10 protein-coding genes are annotated in these 16,982 nt (G+C 44.1%); 2 read left to right on the top strand and 8 right to left on the bottom strand.

The window, feature by feature from the left end:
• Nucleotides 1-58: 58 nt before the first annotated feature.
• The 6 genes from Q0L00_RS07410 to Q0L00_RS07385 all read right to left on the bottom strand — a co-directional run bounded on the left by Q0L00_RS07410 (nucleotide 59) and on the right by Q0L00_RS07385 (nucleotide 10,720).
• Nucleotides 59-1,981 carry a c-type cytochrome gene (locus Q0L00_RS07410; protein ID WP_297336237.1) on the bottom strand — a complete coding sequence of 641 codons (1,923 nt, stop codon included), beginning with the start codon at nucleotides 1,979-1,981 and terminating at the stop codon, nucleotides 59-61.
• Between the two features lie 24 nt (nucleotides 1,982-2,005).
• Nucleotides 2,006-3,769: a DUF1080 domain-containing protein gene (locus tag Q0L00_RS07405; protein ID WP_297336236.1), complete on the bottom strand. Its 1,764-nt coding sequence runs from the start codon at nucleotides 3,767-3,769 to the stop codon at nucleotides 2,006-2,008.
• 78 nt (nucleotides 3,770-3,847) lie between these two features.
• Nucleotides 3,848-5,467 carry a RagB/SusD family nutrient uptake outer membrane protein gene (locus tag Q0L00_RS07400; RefSeq protein WP_297336235.1) on the bottom strand — a complete coding sequence of 540 codons (1,620 nt, stop codon included), beginning with the start codon at nucleotides 5,465-5,467 and terminating at the stop codon, nucleotides 3,848-3,850.
• 12 nt (nucleotides 5,468-5,479) lie between these two features.
• Entirely contained in the window at nucleotides 5,480-8,761 is a 3,282-nt protein-coding gene (locus Q0L00_RS07395) for a SusC/RagA family TonB-linked outer membrane protein (RefSeq protein WP_297336234.1), read from the bottom strand.
• Nucleotides 8,762-8,909: 148 nt separating this feature from the next.
• Nucleotides 8,910-10,010 carry a FecR family protein gene (locus Q0L00_RS07390; RefSeq protein WP_297336233.1) on the bottom strand — a complete coding sequence of 367 codons (1,101 nt, stop codon included), beginning with the start codon at nucleotides 10,008-10,010 and terminating at the stop codon, nucleotides 8,910-8,912.
• 89 nt (nucleotides 10,011-10,099) lie between these two features.
• The gene (locus Q0L00_RS07385; protein ID WP_297336232.1) at nucleotides 10,100-10,720 is read right to left on the bottom strand and encodes a sigma-70 family RNA polymerase sigma factor; all 621 of its coding nucleotides are present in this window, start codon (nucleotides 10,718-10,720) and stop codon (nucleotides 10,100-10,102) included.
• A gap of 248 nt (nucleotides 10,721-10,968) precedes the next feature.
• Between Q0L00_RS07385 and Q0L00_RS07380 the strand changes: the two genes are divergently transcribed.
• Complete coding sequence (locus Q0L00_RS07380) at nucleotides 10,969-12,861, top strand: PQQ-binding-like beta-propeller repeat protein (protein ID WP_297336231.1); 1,893 nt, start codon at nucleotides 10,969-10,971, stop codon at nucleotides 12,859-12,861.
• Between the two features lie 177 nt (nucleotides 12,862-13,038).
• Nucleotides 13,039-14,094 (top strand): hypothetical protein, encoded by a 1,056-nt coding sequence (locus tag Q0L00_RS07375; RefSeq protein WP_297336230.1) that lies wholly within the window; start codon nucleotides 13,039-13,041, stop codon nucleotides 14,092-14,094.
• Here Q0L00_RS07375 and Q0L00_RS07370 read toward each other — a convergent pair.
• Nucleotides 14,091-14,720, bottom strand: coding sequence for a response regulator transcription factor (locus Q0L00_RS07370; protein ID WP_297336229.1), 630 nt, complete (start codon nucleotides 14,718-14,720; stop codon nucleotides 14,091-14,093). The genes Q0L00_RS07375 and Q0L00_RS07370 overlap by 4 nt on opposite strands.
• Before the next feature lie 11 nt (nucleotides 14,721-14,731).
• Nucleotides 14,732-16,720: a tetratricopeptide repeat protein gene (locus Q0L00_RS07365; protein ID WP_297336228.1), complete on the bottom strand. Its 1,989-nt coding sequence runs from the start codon at nucleotides 16,718-16,720 to the stop codon at nucleotides 14,732-14,734.
• Nucleotides 16,721-16,982: the final 262 nt, after the last annotated feature.

Genomic DNA, 16,982 nt, shown 5'->3' with positions numbered 1-16,982 from the left:
ATTGGTTTTCAAAAATTCAAACCATCAACTGTGGTTCATAAACCCAATCTTAATTTCTTTAGTCATTCAGAGAATTGATCCATTTAGCGATTTTTAAGGCTTCCTCCCTGGGTACTTGAGGCATCGGCGGCATCGGTGTGGCGTAATCCGGCCAGTTTTCGGGCTCTGGATTATAGATCAACTCAACGATTCGTTCCGCGGAATACCTGCGCTCGGCAATTTCTTTAAAACCTGGCCCGACCTGTTTTTTGTCGGTAGCATGACAGGCCGTACAGGTATTTTTGGTCAGGAGTGCTTTGATCTCCGTTTCATTGACTACCTGGTCGGTTTGCCTCACGGTGGGTTGGGTAGGCGTTGCCGGTTTCTTAACCGGAGTGGGTTGAGCAGGCTGCTGGGCCACGGGCTTTGGCATTGCTTTAATTTCCATTTTTTCCCCGGCTGGAATTTCATTGAGCGTATAATACGCATCCATGTGAACCAACTCATTAGAGCTACCCTTCTCTCGGATACCTGGGAAACTCAAGCGATGAACATGATATTGATACAAGGTATCCAACGCAATTCTGACTTTCATTCCATCTTCAGAAACCCTTATTCCCTTAATCTGGTGGGTTTCATTCCGAACAGGAGCGGAACCATACACCGGAAAATACTTATAGGTAAAGCTGCCCACGAAATAACTGTCCTTGTTCATGGCGCTTTCTTGATCTACCGGATGGGTAAATTCGATTTCAAATCCATCCGGCTTGGCTTTGATATCCCGGATTTCAAAAGGTACCTGCCGGTTCCATATCAGGCGCTGCAGTCCTTCATTGGCATCACCGGCTGAACCCCAACCTCTATTGGTTTCGCCTACAAACAAAGACTGATCTTCGGCAAAAGCCATCCGAAGCACCCCGGACTGAAATCCGGAACGGAAATCAATCGAGGCCCCTTGATAAACCCCATTGACCTGCTCCAGCATGATTCGCATAATTTTACTTTGCCCCTGATCTCCTACCAGAATCTGGCCTCCAAAAGGACCCCAGTAACCTTCGGGAATGACTAAAGGCTCGGAATTGGAAATCCCATGAATTCCATGTGGCAACCAAACGGCCGGTAATTTGATTTCGGGCAAGGACTCCTTTGCCTCATATAGCGTGATAAAATTATCGTCCTGAACATTTTCAGGCTTGATATAGCGTCCATTTTCATCCTTTACCTTTTGTGGGTCCACCACTTCATTGAACTCCGCGGTAGTCATTTCGATAGGTGAACCTTCAGTTTGAGCCCAACTCAATCCAGCCGGATGCCCACTGAAGTCTCCCTTTTCCAAATGCCATAAGCCACCTGAGGCCATGTAATCCCCCTGGTTTTCGGTATAAAAAATCTCTCCATTAAGGACCCCCGGTCCGGCAGGAGATCTCATACCTGTGGCATAAGGCTCGATTCTTCCATCACGATGCACTTTTAGGGTCCATCCCCGATAAGGCACGCGACTCTCCCCTCTCCACCATTCCTGATCCCCAAAGGCAACATTGGTGGTGACAAGAAAAGTATTGTCCGGAGCCAATTTGGGACCAAAACTGTACTCATGATAGTGAGCCGAGAGCGGCCAAGACGCCACTGTTTCATAATAATCCGCTTTCCCATCAGAATCCATATCCCGAAGTCGGGTCAATTCCCCTCTCTGGACCACATAAAAGCTTCCTTCTTCATAATGAAGACCTAAAATTTCATGAAGCCCTGAGGCAAATTTCCTAAAATAGGGACGGGCTGAAGTGGGATTTTCGACCACATACACATCCCCCCGGCGGGTAGCAACTCCCAGATTTCCATTGGGAAGCATTCCTAATCCCCCAACTTCCAGCAAAGTACCTTCCGGTGCGGGAACTCTCACAATTTTGAAGAAATCTTCCTCTTTGGGAGATTCCTGAGCTTGAACTGAGTAGCCTAATCCCAGGCAAAGGCCCAAAATCAGGCGTATATGTTTTACTAGCATGTTATTGCGCATTTTCAATCTTCGTTAAAATAGCAGGGTATAGGTAAGCGTGGAATTGATGGGCAACACCACTTGACCCTCGGAGTTCACAGTAGGCTTCATGTTAGCATCCGAAAGTGATAGATACAACCCGGTATCTTCAATCAAATACAGCCCCTGTTTAATTTCTTTGATCTGGGAACCTTCTGCGATGGCAATGACCTCGGATCCGGAATTCCCCAGCGTAATCGTTCGCTTTATTCCTGTACCATCTTCTAGTAGCATAAGCACATCACTGATCTGATTTGCTCCGGCCTGCGCCAGAAATTTGACTGCTCCATCTCCCATAACCTGATATCCTTTAGGTTGGAAATCGGCAATACCTGCTATCGGATCTGATTTGGATCGGCTATCCAGGTATGTTTGACTTCCCAAAGGACGAGAAACCCCATTTCCTCGGTTATTCCACATCGGGGTTGCGTCTAAGAATTCTCCGCGCCAAACCCGAATCAAGCGTCCAGTGCTCAAATCGTAGGAAAAATGAATTCCTGCTTGGGAGGAAACCGAAACGCCATGGGAAATTTTTCCCCGATCCGGCATTTCCATAAAAGAGCGGATGATTGGATTTTCTTGGGTATCTACCCAAATTGGGTCAGTATTCCATTCGGCAAATCCCGCCGGTTCACTTAAGGCAACCGGCCAAAGGTTGGCCTCACTCACTTGCAGCCTAAATCCCTGCGTACTCCAATCACGGGGTTTGGAAACCCAAAAAGTAATCGGATGACTGCCTTTTTCTAAGTTGGCTTCCAGGTTAATTCCATTTCTGCTCAATTCCCCACTGGATTGATCGGCCAAATCCATCCGAACCAATCCTTGCGCGGAAGCCATGTCAAATCGGTAGATTCCTGATTTTTCCACTTGCAGTGTTCCTTCTACTTTGACAAGTGAATTTCCCCTAACCCCAGATGAAAAATCAGCCAGAGTCTCAAATTCACCGGTTATATCCGGGCTTTTCCCTTCGATTTGATTCAATTCGGTAAAACTGCCTGCGTAGGCTTCATAGGTCAACGCGTTGATTTGGGGGGCGGGGGTATCCATGGCCTTAACTTCCAGGTTACGAATGGCAATTGGCCCATGGTCTCCCTGAATCCGAAGCGGACCTCGGGCTATGTCCTTTGCTTGTAATGCCCCTCGGGTAGGACCACTCAGCGAAACATCTTCCTGGACCACTACTCCATTCAACCGAACGTATCGAATGTGTGCATTTTTGATTTTTTCTCCGGAAGCCGAAAAGCGGGGAGCTTCAAAGCCCACTTCCAAAGTTTGCCAAAGCCCAGGAGCTTTGCTTGCATTTTGACGGGGAGCATAACCTTCATACCCTTTTTCAGCCTCAGGTTTGGACTCGTCCCACCGCTGGTAAATGCCTCCATTGTCTCCAGCTTTTGGATAGGTGGTCGTCCAGCTGTCCAACAGTTGAATTTCATATTGGCCTTGTAGGTAAAGTCCCGAATTGGAGCCTGGGGCCATGAGGTATTCCATTTTTAGCTCCACATCTCCATATTCTGATGAGGAGATGAGGTCTTTACCGGGATTTTTCCGATCCGGTAGATTATAAAAGACGGTCCCCTCCCCATCGGAATAGAGCATTGTGGCTTCCTGTGGATCAGCCCAAACTTGGGCAGCCTCCTTCCAGCTTTTGGAGGGAGATTGAAAATCCGAAAGGGTCAATTGAGTCTGCCCTTGGCTTGAAAATGATCCTGCGCAGAGCAAAAACATTCCCAGTCCAATCTTTCCAGAATTGAATTTCATAAATTTTAGCGAAGTGATTTTAATTGATTAAGTTAAGCAACTGGCAGAAAAAATCCACCAGTTGCTTTTTTTATTGCCTTAATATCCAGGGTTTTGTTCCAGGTTAGGATTGGAAGTGATTTGAATCTGAGGAATAGGGAATAAATTCAGGTTAGGATCATTGGTTGGACGGTGATCCCACCAGTCTCCGGTGCTGAATTTACCAAATCTGATCAAATCAGTTCTTCTTTTCCCTTCAAAGATAAACTCTCGTCCCCTTTCGGCAAGTAGCTCTTCTAGGGTCAGGGTAGAAGTAGTATACGCAGCATCAGCCCAATCCTCAGGAGCGAATGCTCGTTTCCGGGAAGCATTGATCAGGTCTACGGCCTCTGGGGTTGCCTGTCCTCCGTTTTGACGCATCAAAGCTTCAGCCTTGTTGAAATAAATCTCGGTGAGACGATAAATGATATAATCATTCTCCCAGTATCCCTCATCATCCACGGTACCGGATCGGTATTTATGGAATCGAGCACCACTGTTTTCTTCCCCGTCAGTCATGGATCCTTCTCCGGTTTGTCCTTCACTGTTTCGTCGGATCGAATTGACATACACCAAAGGTTCACCGTCATATTCCTCTGTACCTAGGATCGGATCATCCGTACCATAGAAATACTGCGGGCCAAATAAGAACCACTCTTGCTTTCTAAGGTCATTTTCCTGGTAAGCATCAAAAGCTGTAGGGATAACCACAAAGGCATTCCATCCACTGTAGGTCACATTTAAGGCCTGGGACATGTTCCCGTAACCAAAATAAAAACCTCCCCAATTGAAGGTAAATCCACCTTCTCTACTGAAAGCAAATTGGAAGATATTTTCCGGGGACAGGTGATTGTCATTTTCAAAGGGTCCCAAAATATCCGAGTCCAAGGCCATGGTTCCGGTAAGTGATCCCCCTTCTCCGTTAATCACTTTATCGGAATATTCGATGCATTTATCCCACATCGGAGTACCCGCCCAAGTTTCTGCGTTTAGGTAAAGTTCTGATAGCATGGCATAGCCTGCTGCTTTGGATACCCGACCTACCAATGCTTGGGAAAGGGGTTCGAGCATTTCCACATTTTCCTCCAGCTCGGTCATCACAAAATTAAATACCTCAGCCCGAGGGGAGGTGGGTGGATTAAGTGGCTCTCCCACCTGAGTGATAATCGGCACATTGCCCCACATATCCATGATGCGCATGTAATGGTAGGCACGCATGACTTTCACTTCGGCGATTAATTTGTCCCGCTCTTCTTCGGTCAAACCGGCACGCTGAATATCGAGGGTTTCCAAATCACCTAAAATCGCATTGACATAGCCTACTCCTTCCCACATAAGAGACCAAGCAGAACGCATGCGGGGTTCGTCAGGTGTCCAAGTATGATAGTGAAGTCGAATGTGATCTCCTCCATCAAAGCCATGTCGACCTTTCTGTGGCCAAGCTACTTGATCGGCAGCCATTTCACTATGGTAATAAAATCCATTTTGTCCCGTGGGAGCAAGCCAAGCCTGCATGTGGGTAAAGGGACGCAAGACACCCTGCATTACTTCGACCTTGTTATTATAGAAGTTATCCTTGGATAGTTCACTGTAAAAAGTCTCGGAGAGATCCATACAACTACTCACTCCAACAAGGACAAAAGCGACTAAAATTTGATATGTTTTTTTGATAAATTTCATAGTTCTCCTTTTTTAGAAAGTGATGTTCAAACCCAGGGTATACGAATTGGTCCGTGGATAGAATCCGCGGTTATCTATCCCGGTGGTGAAACCTGTATCCTGCAACTCAGGATCCAATCCGGAATAACCCGTAAAGGTCAGTAAATTTCTCCCGGTGGCGTATACCCGGAGGTTTTTCACTGCTTTTCCACTCACATCAAAGTTGTACCCGATGGTCACGTTGTCCAGCTTCACGAAGCTTCCATTTTCCAAATAATAATCCGAGAACTGCGGATTATCGTCCAACTCGGCATTTTTGGTGATGGCACTGCTTAACAGGTTATTGGGCAACCAGGCCTTATTTCCAAAATACAAATCTTGTGTATTGAGGATATCATAGCCAAATTTTCCTCGGAAGAAAACCGTAAAGTCCCAGTTTTTATAACTGATGTTATTAGAAAGGGAGGCCATGTATTTGGGTACTCCATTTCCGATCACTGTCAGATCACCAGGAGTGATTTCGCTAGCAGAAACTGCATCTCCGTCAGCATTGAAAAACAACCACTTGCCATCTTCATCAAATCCGGCAAAGCGTTTTCCGTAGAAGTTTCCAACTTTCCCGCCTTCTTCCAGTCGAATCGCAGCACCGAGATTACCCGGAGAAGGCAAAAAGCCATATTCCAAGAAATCCGCAGAGTAAAACTCATTGGAAAGCGTACTCAATTCATTAAATTGGGAGTTTGCGGCAAAATCCACACTGTATCGGAAACCCTCTTTTTCCACAATCACCCCATTGAGGTAAAGTTCCACCCCTTTGTTTTTGATACTTCCTACATTGGTGTAAATGGAGCTTCGAACGAACGGAGGCTGCTGTGCAGTGTAATTATTAAGCAAGTCCACGGTATTACGCTGATAGATATCCAAAGAACCGGTTAAGCGATTGTTGAATACGCCAAAATCCAATCCAATATTCCATTCCTGTTTTTTCTCCCACCGAAGGTCTGGATTTGGGTTTCTGGAGGGTCCGTAGGTCTGATAGAAAATTCCCTCTTGAGGATACACTCCACCGGTACTTAAAGTAACCAAGGACTGGTAATTAGGAATCCCCTGATTACCGGTGACTCCATATCCTACGCGAAGTTTCAAATTGTCTATCTGACTGATTCCGGAAAGAAAATCCTCTTTGGAAAGATCCCATCCGGCAGAAAAGGCCGGGAAGTTACCCCACTTGTTGTTTGCCCCAAATTTGGACGAGCCTTCTCTTCGGAAAGTCACCTGACCAAAATACTTTTCATTGAAGGAATAGCTGACTCGGCCAAACAAAGCAATCAAGGTATTGTCATCCTTGAAGCTCCCCATACCGGGTCTGGGAAGCAAAGTATTGTTGATCGCACTACCCGCACCCAAGTTCCAGTCCAGAAACGCATCGGTAGTAAACCCATTGTTGTTGACCGCAAAATTCTCGTAGGTGCTGTACTGATACGAATATCCTCCAATAAAGTCGAAGGCATGATCCCCAAAGTTTCGCTTATAATTTACGGTGGATTCAAATACGTTGGTCCAAGTCAATTCATTGTACTTCCGAGCGTATCCGGTTCCCTGATATTGGGCATTGGGACGCTGGGCAAAATCCAAGAGCGATCGATACTGTCGGTCGTTGAAAGTGTTTCTAACATGTGCTCCAAAAGCACTAACCGTCAATCCTTCGATGATTTCAAAGGTGAATCGGGTATCCCCGGAGAAAGTTGCCTGATTTCGCTCATTGATCCGGTGCTGTAGCCGTGACAGAGGGTTGTAGTTATTAAAGGCTTCCGTTTCTACAAATTCACCGTTTTCATCCCGAATCGGCGCGGTTGGATTACGTTGAATTGCCTGTTCAAAATCAGTGCCTCCACCTCCTAAAAGATTGGCTAAATTAAAATTAGTGGCCAAATTGGACTGCATCTGCAATCTACCCTCAAGTCCGGTCTGATTAAAGTTGATTCTGCCCCCAAACTGTCGACGGCTATTTTCTTTGGCCATCCCTTCGGCATCATTAAAGTAAAAGGAAGCCCGGTAATTGGAATTCAACGTACCTCCGGAAGCGGCAAAATTATGGTACTGACTGAAGTTTTGTTTGTTGAGCAATTCATCATACAGGTCAGTGGAAGCTCCCAAATCATTTCCTTCACCAATTAAGCCTTGATCGATTAGGTCTCGGTATTCCTCAGCAGTGAGAAAATCGGGTTTTCTGTCCACCACGTCCCGCTGGAAATAAGTAGAATATTCGAATCTTGGATCACCGGCTTTTCCTTTTTTGGTTGTAATGAGAATCACCCCATTATTTCCCCGGGTACCGTAGATGGCTGCAGCCGAACCGTCCTTGAGCACATCAAATGATGCAATATCATCCTGCTGCAATAAATCCAAGCTTCCCCCTGGAATCCCGTCAATGACAATCAATGGACTCAGGTTTCCGGTCAAGGAGGTCACCCCTCTGAGCTGAATGGCAGCTCCAGAGTTCGGGTTGTTACCTTCCGTTCGCGTGATACTCAATCCAGCCACCTTTCCTTGAATCAAATCCAAAGGCGAGCGAACCCCACCGGAATTGAAACTTTCCTCATTTACTTTAGCCACTGAGGAGGTGATTTCTCTCCGCTTTTGGGTTCCGTATCCGATCACGACAACCTCCTCAAGGGATTTAGTGTCTTGCTCTAGATTGATGGTGAATTCGCTCTGCTGTCCCACGGTAATTTCCTGGGTTAACATCCCGATGAAGGACACGACCAAGACAGATTCCGAAGAGGATACGGTCAGACTGAAGCTTCCATCCAGATCGGTTACCGTCCCATTGGTGGTTCCTTTTTCAATCACCGATGCGCCCGGTAGGGCAACTCCTGTATCGTCATAGACTACTCCACTGACAGCAACATCTTCCTGTTCCTCAATGACCACCGATTGGGAGGCTTGGGCAGTACTGTTTCTGCGTACATGGATATTTCCATTGACCTGTTTAAAATTCAATCCCGTTTGCTTGGATATCTCCACTAGCGCATCGTAGACATTAGAATTTGCCTTCAGATTAACTTGAGGCACATTTTTCAACTCTTTGTTGGTGTAGACAAAGTTGAAACCCGTGGCATGCTCAATCCGGTTAAATGCCTCTAGTAATCCGGCATTGCTAAGATTGAGTGTCAATTCTACCTGATCGATGGTCTTAATTTGTGCATTGCCGGAGTTGGCAAATAAGACGCTCATCGAAAGGCATTGAATCAGAAAAACTTGTAGTATTTTTTTGGACATAGCCCATACATGAAATAGTATGACTTTTTTCATAACTTTACTTAGTGTTTAGACTTAAAGAAGGGTTTAGGCATCAGGTGAAAAGCGTTTTCGAGACAAATTTTCACCCAGTAAAGGCCGGGGATGTTGGCGCATTCCCGGCTTTCTACTTTTGGTTTGGCGGATGTTTCATAGGCGTTTTTTAGGGTTTGAAAGTTAAATTGACTGTTTTTCCATTGATTTTGTAGTTAAATCGGGCACTATAGCTCAAGCCCTCCAAAATATTTTGAAGGGTCTCATCCTTGAATTTTCCTGAAACTGTGGTATTGATGGGGATGGTACCTTGGATTTCGAAATTGACCCCATACCAGTTTTCCAGCATTAAAATCGCCTCCTGGACCGAAGTTTTCTCAAACACCAGGGTTTTGTTTAGCCAGGCCAAAATATCCTCTTGTTCAAAGTTTCCCTTTTCCCAGCTTTTACTTTCAAGATCAGACTTGATCGTTTCTCCGGGATTAAGGATGGCTTGATTGGACTCATTTTGACTATCCTCTACACGCACTTTGCCACTGACAAGGGAGACAGCAATTTCATGTTCAGGATAGGCATTGATATTAAACGAGGTCCCCAAGGCAGTGGTCACAAGGTGTTTTGTCCGGACTACAAAAGGCATTTCGGGATTTTTGGCCACTTCAAAAAAAGCTTCTCCTTCCAATCGGATTTCCCGAATCCCACCCACAAAACTTTTGGGATAGGTAATTTTTGAACCTGAGTTTAAATGAACCTTTGAGCCATCCTCCAGGCTAATGCTGGACTTGACGCCAGCCGGAGCAGCAAAACTCACCCATTCTACTTTAACTTCCTGCTCCAGTGGGTCATTCTTGATTTCTGGTAAGAAAAATAAACCAACCACTGCAAGTAACAAACCGGACAAAACCCCTATTCTGATTTTAAGATGTTTCCGCTTTTGCCGCTCCCGCTCCAAGTTATATTTCTGAATCGTACTCCAGCTATCTAAGTCTACCATCAAGGTAGCATCCACTTTATCGCCTGATTCCTGCTTTTCGATCGCTTGATTGATTTTTGCAAACAACTCAGCTTCCTTTGAGGAGGAAAGGGATACTTTTTGACGGGAAAGGTGAATCAAGAGCTCCCTGGCCTCTTTGATTTCTTTGACTTTGGATGGATACTGTGCCAAAAATTCGACCCAATAGGTCTTACTTTCGGAATCATTTTCCAAGACCCATTTTCTAAAATCCGGGTCTAAGACAAAATCTTCGGTGCTGTACTCTGACTTGCTCATAAAGGTTTCTTTCACCTATACAAGCCCGATATCCTGAAAAGTTATCCTTTGATTTGACTATATTTTTTAAAAAATTCTCAAAACAAAATTTATTTACTCATAAGAATAATAAAACCAATGATTATTTTGATTGATATCGAAGATTTTAAATTAGATATGGCTTTCCAAGCTAGGGTGTAGACCGAACGTAAATTGATATTCATAATTTTGGCCGTATCCTCATAAGAAAAATCCTCAAAAAACAGGCAGTTGATCACTTCCTTTTGCCTGAATGGAAGCTGCTGAAGTGCCTTGGACAATTGAGCTTTCATTCCCTGATTGTAAGTATTAAGAACCAGCCTATCCTCTATACTTTCAATGGCTGATTCCTCTCCGGCAATAAAAAACTCATTCTTGGTTTTTCTCTTGTTTTGCTGCATGGATTCTTTATGAATCCGATTGGAAAGGCATTTAAACAAGTAAACTTTTATTTTATCGGTCTTTTGTAAATGGGAATGGTACTTCCAAAGATCCACAAAAACCTCCTGAATCGAATCCAAAACTAGATCCTCATCTGATACCAAGGAACATCCAAAACGATAGAGATCCTGAATAGTTCGCTGATAAATCAAGCCAAAAGCCGCTCTATCCCCCTTAATTAGGGATTCCCAAAGCTCTTGGTCATTAATTTCCGCGGATGAGGGTTGTGGATTCACTCTATTTTGGGTCATTGATTCAAAGTGAAAAATAAGAAATCCATCTGAGTAAAAAAAGATTTTTTAGACAATGAGCCGATCTTCTTATAAGTTTTCATAAAAGTCCTAGCCCCAATCCATTTATTTAAATAAAGTAGATTTGGCACCAGGATACCCTTTTCTTAAGAATACCGGTCAAACGACAAAAAATACGGCAAACAGCGTATGGAATTCCAACCCCAATCCCCCGTCCTTTAGGCAAGAATTCAACCTTACGCAAAACCATGAAAACGTATTTATCTTTTGCCCTTGCTGCCCTGTTTTCCGGCAGTATTTGGGCTCAAACAGCCCCTAGCTACACCTATGATATTGGAGGGAAAATCGAAAAGATGACCCTAACCGATGCCGGAGTCCTTCTGATCAATGGAAGTAATGGATTAGCCGGCATCCGTCCAGGAGCGGATAGTCCCCATTTTAACTTTGCCGAATACGGTAAAATCAAAGAAGAGGAAATGGAATTGGTTCCGCTCAGCCCCTATGTTATTTTAACCCAAGGAGGAAAATCACAAATTCCTGGGACTATCTTTGCCAACTCCAAGCGCACGGTCATTGATGTAATCACCGGAAAAAAAGTTTTCGTCACCGAGGAAAATGGCTGGAAGCAAATTGCCCAACTTAAAATCTTTCTTCCCGAAAACAAACTAGTAGTCGTTGGGAATCGGGAAAAAAGCGAGGGTGAAATCCTGGCAGTAGGCATATACGACATGGCATCTGGTAAGCAAGAAGGATTTGCCAATTTGGATCCCAATGCAGGAAAAGTCCGAAGTGCTGCAGCCATTCCGATGAGTTCGGGAGCTCCTTTCTTACTCCAGGATCAAGTTTTTGTTCCTACCACCAAAGGGGTAGTCAGCGCCAATGTGAGTAACGGGAGCATTATTTGGGAAAATGAGGTAAAAAATCTAACCAGCATGATTGCCGATGAAACGGGAAGCGAAATCTATGGATTTGAGGAGCGAAGTAATGGGGACACCCGAATTCACAAATTTGGAAAGGACGGGCAGGCCCTCTGGGAGAAAGAGCGAAAAATCAAAGGCGCGATTACCAGATTCCAGATCCTTCCCGGAGGATTGGCGGTGGTCAGTGATGTGTTTAAGGGAGGCAGCAGCTTAGTCAGCCAATTAAGCGGTCCTGGTGAGTCTAAAATTGCCTTTTTGGATGCCTCAACTGGAGAAGATTTATGGGAAAAAGCCCCCAAAACAAAAGGGTATGTTCAGCATTTTTACGTGATGGAAGACGGGATCCTATTCGGATTACAGGAAGGCGGGATCAATAAAATCAAATTTGACGGGACTCCACTGTTCAAAAAACCCATTGATACCGGAGCTAATATTCATACCATGGCTACCACCCCACAAGGGATGATTTACATCACCGATACCGATGCGAATATTATTAATCTCAGTACCGGAGAGGCGAAGTGGAAAAAAGGCATTCAGTACAAGAAGGCAACAGCTGTATCCAGTGCCTACGACAAGGCGAATGGACGCTACTTGATCAGCACGGGCGAGGAAATCATGGCTATCGATGAAAACACCGGAGATGTGAGCACCTTTGCCAAGCTAAAATTTGAAGGCAAAGAAAGCCCGAGCGAAATAGGAGTACGCTCCTCAGGGATCTTTTTGGCTTCCGATCAAAATATGATGTTGCTGGATGGCGATGGAAAGGAAAACTACCATGTATTTCATAAAGCTCCTGGACAAAGTACCTTGACCAAAATAGCCCTGGGTGCAGTTACCTTAGCTTCGGCAACAGTCGCTGCAGCCGCCGCTTCCCAATCCACCTACAGTTATTACATCGGTGAATACAGTAGTGCCGATGCCATGCGGGCCAGAAACAATGCCCGCGCGGCAGAGTCCTTCTCTAACATTTCCTCAATTTCTTACGGAGAAATGACCAAGCGCTTTAAAGCAACGATGGCTACGGAAAATGCACGCTTTATCTTGACTGATCTCAGCGACGGCGTAGGGCTGGTCAAAGTCAACAAGGACAGTGGAAAAACCGAAAAAGAAATTGTCCTCAAAGACAAAAAGCCGGTTTATGAAGTGGATGATATTGAGGGCTACCTCTATTATTTGGCCGGTTCAGGTCAAATCAACGCATATGATTTAAAAAATTAAAAATTGATAGATTTTTTTAAGAGCTCCTTGGTTGTTTCCCCAAGGAGCTTTTTTGAATCCCTGGCTATCACATGATCCTTTTCTCCGTACCTGTACGGATATAAAATCTGTAATTGATGGTATTCTCCCCTGTTTTTGGTTTAGCCAATTTTGATTTCGAAATCAAAAACAGAACTCATGAAAAGTTTCCTACTTATTTTCCTCCTACTTTTTGTAGATGCCTTTCCTGGCAGCACCCTCAATGAAAAAGACCTCAAGGTCACCAGCTTCAATAAGAAAAAGCAAGGAAGCAAAGCCCCAAGAAAAGTTTTTATCAGAAGTTTCAATGCCTATTTTGAGGTATATGAGGAAGCTACTGCTAAAACCTCAGGCTCCAAGAAAGAGCGTGCAAATCGGACTACCTTTACTTCGGGCACTATGACCAAAATGGGCGTTCAAATCCAAGGAGTGGACGTCCCTGATTTCCAGCAATTAATTGATCAAGCTTACGAATCTTTTGTGAGCCAATTAAAAAGTCAGGGATTTGAAATTATGACTGCAAGTGAAGCAAGTCAATTTGACTATTATTCGGGATGGACCACCAAAAAAGGGGGAGCTTCTTCCGATGCTCAGGTGGAAGGCTACATCATGGTTACTCCCCAGAATTATGACTATTTGGTAAAATCAGTGACCAAAGGAGGGAAAGAAAAATTCGGAAGAGGACTGGTAGATCCCACCCCGAAAATTTCAAAGGAATTGGGAAATGCATTTATTGCAGATGTAAGTTTCTCTTTTCCATTTGTTACCTTGGACGCCGATGCATCGACCTGGACCAATTCAACGTCAGTGAAAGCAGATATCGGTTACCGGATAACACCATTTTTAGACCCAACTGAAAACAACCGGTCTATTGCCAATTTTGGGGTAAGCCCCATTCCTACTCAAGTGAGGTTTATTTCCGGATTGGATATTGGTAGTAACCCATTGTTTCATGCCAAAGTAGAGCCCAAAAAAGCAGTCTATGCGGAAGGGGTTTTTAAAGACAAAAAAATTAAGGAAGTTACCCAGGCACAGTCCGATTTGTTTTCAAAAACAGGTTATACCCAGTTGGTAATGACCTCCGGGGATCAGCAAACAGTAGCCTCCCATTTTGCTGATTGTGACCATGATGCCTATGTGGCTTTTGCCTCAGGGGTAATGAAAGACATGCTGGACACAGGGATTTCTAATTTTCTGGAATTAACCAAAGATTAGACCATCCCGCCCACCAGATTATTTTCCAAGGCAAACTTCAAAAGACCAACCAGCGTGTTGGTCTTTGTTTTTTGGTAGATGTTTTTTCGGTGAGTTTCTACGGTCCGTTCTGAGATATTTAGCTTTTCACCCACTTCTTTATTGGAGCACTCCTCAAAAATCAACCGCAACACTTGCTTTTCCCGGTCGGTCAAGATCCGTTCATCTTCTGGGAATCTCATCCGCTGAATCAGAATTTTTTGGATCGCTGAACTGAAGTACATTCCTCCTGAGTATACTTCTCTCAGCGCCTTTAACAATTCCTCATGAGCCGCTTTCTTTAAAACATAGCCTTCTGCACCTGTGGCCAGTGCCTCTTTGACCCGATAGGGTTCCTCATGCATGCTTAGAAAAATCAATTTGATCTTCGGAAAAATCGTTTTGACTTTTTGGGCAAAAGCAATCCCGCCAATTTCAGGAATGGAAATATCTGAAATAATGAGATCGGGAGGAATTTGACCCACCTTTTCCAAGGCTTCCTCTACGGTAGTTGCCGTTTCCACAGCGTTCACATCCGATTGACTTTGGATCAAAAACTTCAATCCATCCAACAGAATACGGTGATCATCAACAAGAAGAACATTCATTTCTACGGTATTTAATTGGCTCGTCGAACATACGGAAAAGTGACCAATAACTCTGTCCCTTGCTGTTGGGGTTGGGTAAAAAGTTCCAGTTTACCTTGGAGCAATTCCGCCCGGGTACTGATATTTTTCCAGCCATTTCGTTTGCTAGTTAGAAAAATCCCGGAATCGAAACCCTGCCCATCGTCTAAAATTTGAAGCCGTGCTACCTGATGATTGTGAGATAAGTTTACCGAGATGTTTTTTGCATTTGCATATTTGAGCACATTATTGACCCACTCCTGACAGATTCGGAAAAGGTTGATTTCTAACAATTCATCTAATCGATCGGGAAGATTTCCTGCCTCAATGTGAAGGTATACTTTTTGACTGGCATTGATCCGGTGAGCTAAGTCCTCCAAGGCTGAAAGGAAACCCTGTCGGATTAGAGTGGCGGGCATCAGATCATAGACCACATTGCTGATTTCTTTAGACATTTCATCCAAAACCTCATCAGTACGGCTGACCAGCTCGGTTTTGAATTCCTCTTTGGCCGAATTGCTTTTCAGTTGGGAAACATACAATCGGAGCGCAGAAATGTATTGCCCAAATCCATCGTGAAGGTCTTGGGCCATACGTCGGCGTTCTTGCTCTTGAGATTCTAGGGAAGCTTGAATATAGGCTTCTTTCACTTTCAGTTCTCGGTCTTTGACTAGGAGTTCCTGCTTGCGTTTACTCCGATTTTGATAAAAGAAAAAGGCTACTCCAATCAGAAGAATCAGCAAGCCAAGAGCTGCAAAAGCGAAATAATTCCGTTGCAAGGTCGCATTTTTCTCCTGAAGCTCGGCAGTTTGAAGAGCGATTTGATTTTCCTTTTTCTCCAAATCGTATTTCACTTGGAGGTCAGTCAAGAGCGCTGCATTTTCTTGACTAAATACTTTCTTGTTGAGCTCCTCATATTCCTCCAGGTAAGCATTGCCTTTTTCAAAATCTCCTTTTCGGAAATGGATTTTAGCCAAGGTATTTTTTAGCGTCAACGAATAATTGATCAATTCTCGGTGCTCCTTCAATAGTTCGATTCCCCTTTCGGCAAAACCTTCGGCCTTATCTACTTGACCCATCATCAAGTAAGAAGCTGCCATATTGCTGACAATACTCAATTCCATTTTTGGATCAGGGGTAAAACCATCAGAACTATCCAAGGCGACCTCTAACAAAATCAGCCCTTTCTCAAAGTTCCCCTGCTCCACATATAAGCTACCTAAATTATCATGTATCCGGTGAAAAAGAACCTTATTTCCAGCTTCTTTGGCATAGGATATAGCCCGGTTATAATACTTGATCGCCTCCTCAAGTTGCCCTAAGATTTTGTAACAGACCCCCAAATTTGCACAGGAAATAGCCATTCCATCTAAATTTTTCAAATCTTCACGAATTCCCAAGGCTTCGAGATGATATTTGATCGCTTGATCAATCAAATCCAATTCCTGATTTGCCAGGCCCATATTCGAAATATAATTTACATAATCCCCTGGCCTTGAATTGGGATCTTTTTGGGCCAAGGTAAGTGCCTCTGAAAAATAGGCAATCGCTGCCTTGTAATCAGAAGAATTCAACCGATTCATCCCTAAATTATTGAAAGAGCGCTGCTCAAGAGCCTTCCAACCTTGCTTTTTACTTTCCTTCAAAATCTCTGAAAAAATAATCAACGAACTATCGGTCTGTTGATTAACATCATAGTAGATCCCTAAATTCTGTAGGATTTCATAGTAAATTCGGGACCTGCCCACCTCTTTCTCCGCGGATTTGAGTACCTGTTGAATTTTTTCTTTCGCCTTTTCGCCTTCACTGAAAATCATTGAAAAGGTTTGCTGCTGAATGGCCCGGTACCGAATGGAATCGGAAAGATCTTGATTCTGGAAAACTTGCTCCAAGCTATCAGATCGGGATTGCTGTCTACCCAGTAAAGTTGAAGACACCAAAAACTGGAGGAAAAAGATGGAAAAAAGGCGAATACGGTTCAAATGCTAAAGGTTTGGGAATTCAAAGTAAATGCTTCAACACACTTTTCAAATTCTTTTTTTGATTTGAGGTACTATTTTTTCTGCGAAAAATTCTGTTTTCATCCTGAGCCACCCACGAAATTAAAATGAATGCTATTCCCTACTGACCTTCTGACCAACCTTTTTGGAAGCTGATTTTTAAAAAATACCCACTAGTACGGATAGCAAATCCCAAAATCAGGGGATTTCACCTGCGCTTCTTCTTTGTCAACTTGCCAAAAAA

It is taken from the genome of Algoriphagus sp. (assembly GCF_024305035.1).
GTDB lineage: Bacteria > Bacteroidota > Bacteroidia > Cytophagales > Cyclobacteriaceae > Algoriphagus.
The sequence above is the reverse complement of the archived record's forward strand: the minus strand, read 5'-3'. Positions and strand labels throughout refer to the sequence as shown.

What these genes read in the sequence shown, in the direction of transcription:
- Q0L00_RS07380 (WP_297336231.1), top strand. Translation starts at nt 10,969, where the DNA reads ATGAAAACGTATTTATCTTTTGCCCTTGCTGCCCTGTTTTCCGGCAGT.
- Q0L00_RS07385 (WP_297336232.1), bottom strand. Translation starts at nt 10,720, where the DNA reads ATGACCCAAAATAGAGTGAATCCACAACCCTCATCCGCGGAAATTAAT.
- Q0L00_RS07390 (WP_297336233.1), bottom strand. Translation starts at nt 10,010, where the DNA reads ATGAGCAAGTCAGAGTACAGCACCGAAGATTTTGTCTTAGACCCGGAT.
- Q0L00_RS07400 (WP_297336235.1), bottom strand. Translation starts at nt 5,467, where the DNA reads ATGAAATTTATCAAAAAAACATATCAAATTTTAGTCGCTTTTGTCCTT.
- Q0L00_RS07410 (WP_297336237.1), bottom strand. Translation starts at nt 1,981, where the DNA reads ATGCTAGTAAAACATATACGCCTGATTTTGGGCCTTTGCCTGGGATTA.
- Q0L00_RS07370 (WP_297336229.1), bottom strand. Translation starts at nt 14,720, where the DNA reads ATGAATGTTCTTCTTGTTGATGATCACCGTATTCTGTTGGATGGATTG.
- Q0L00_RS07405 (WP_297336236.1), bottom strand. Translation starts at nt 3,769, where the DNA reads ATGAAATTCAATTCTGGAAAGATTGGACTGGGAATGTTTTTGCTCTGC.
- Q0L00_RS07395 (WP_297336234.1), bottom strand. Translation starts at nt 8,761, where the DNA reads ATGAAAAAAGTCATACTATTTCATGTATGGGCTATGTCCAAAAAAATA.
- Q0L00_RS07375 (WP_297336230.1), top strand. Translation starts at nt 13,039, where the DNA reads ATGAAAAGTTTCCTACTTATTTTCCTCCTACTTTTTGTAGATGCCTTT.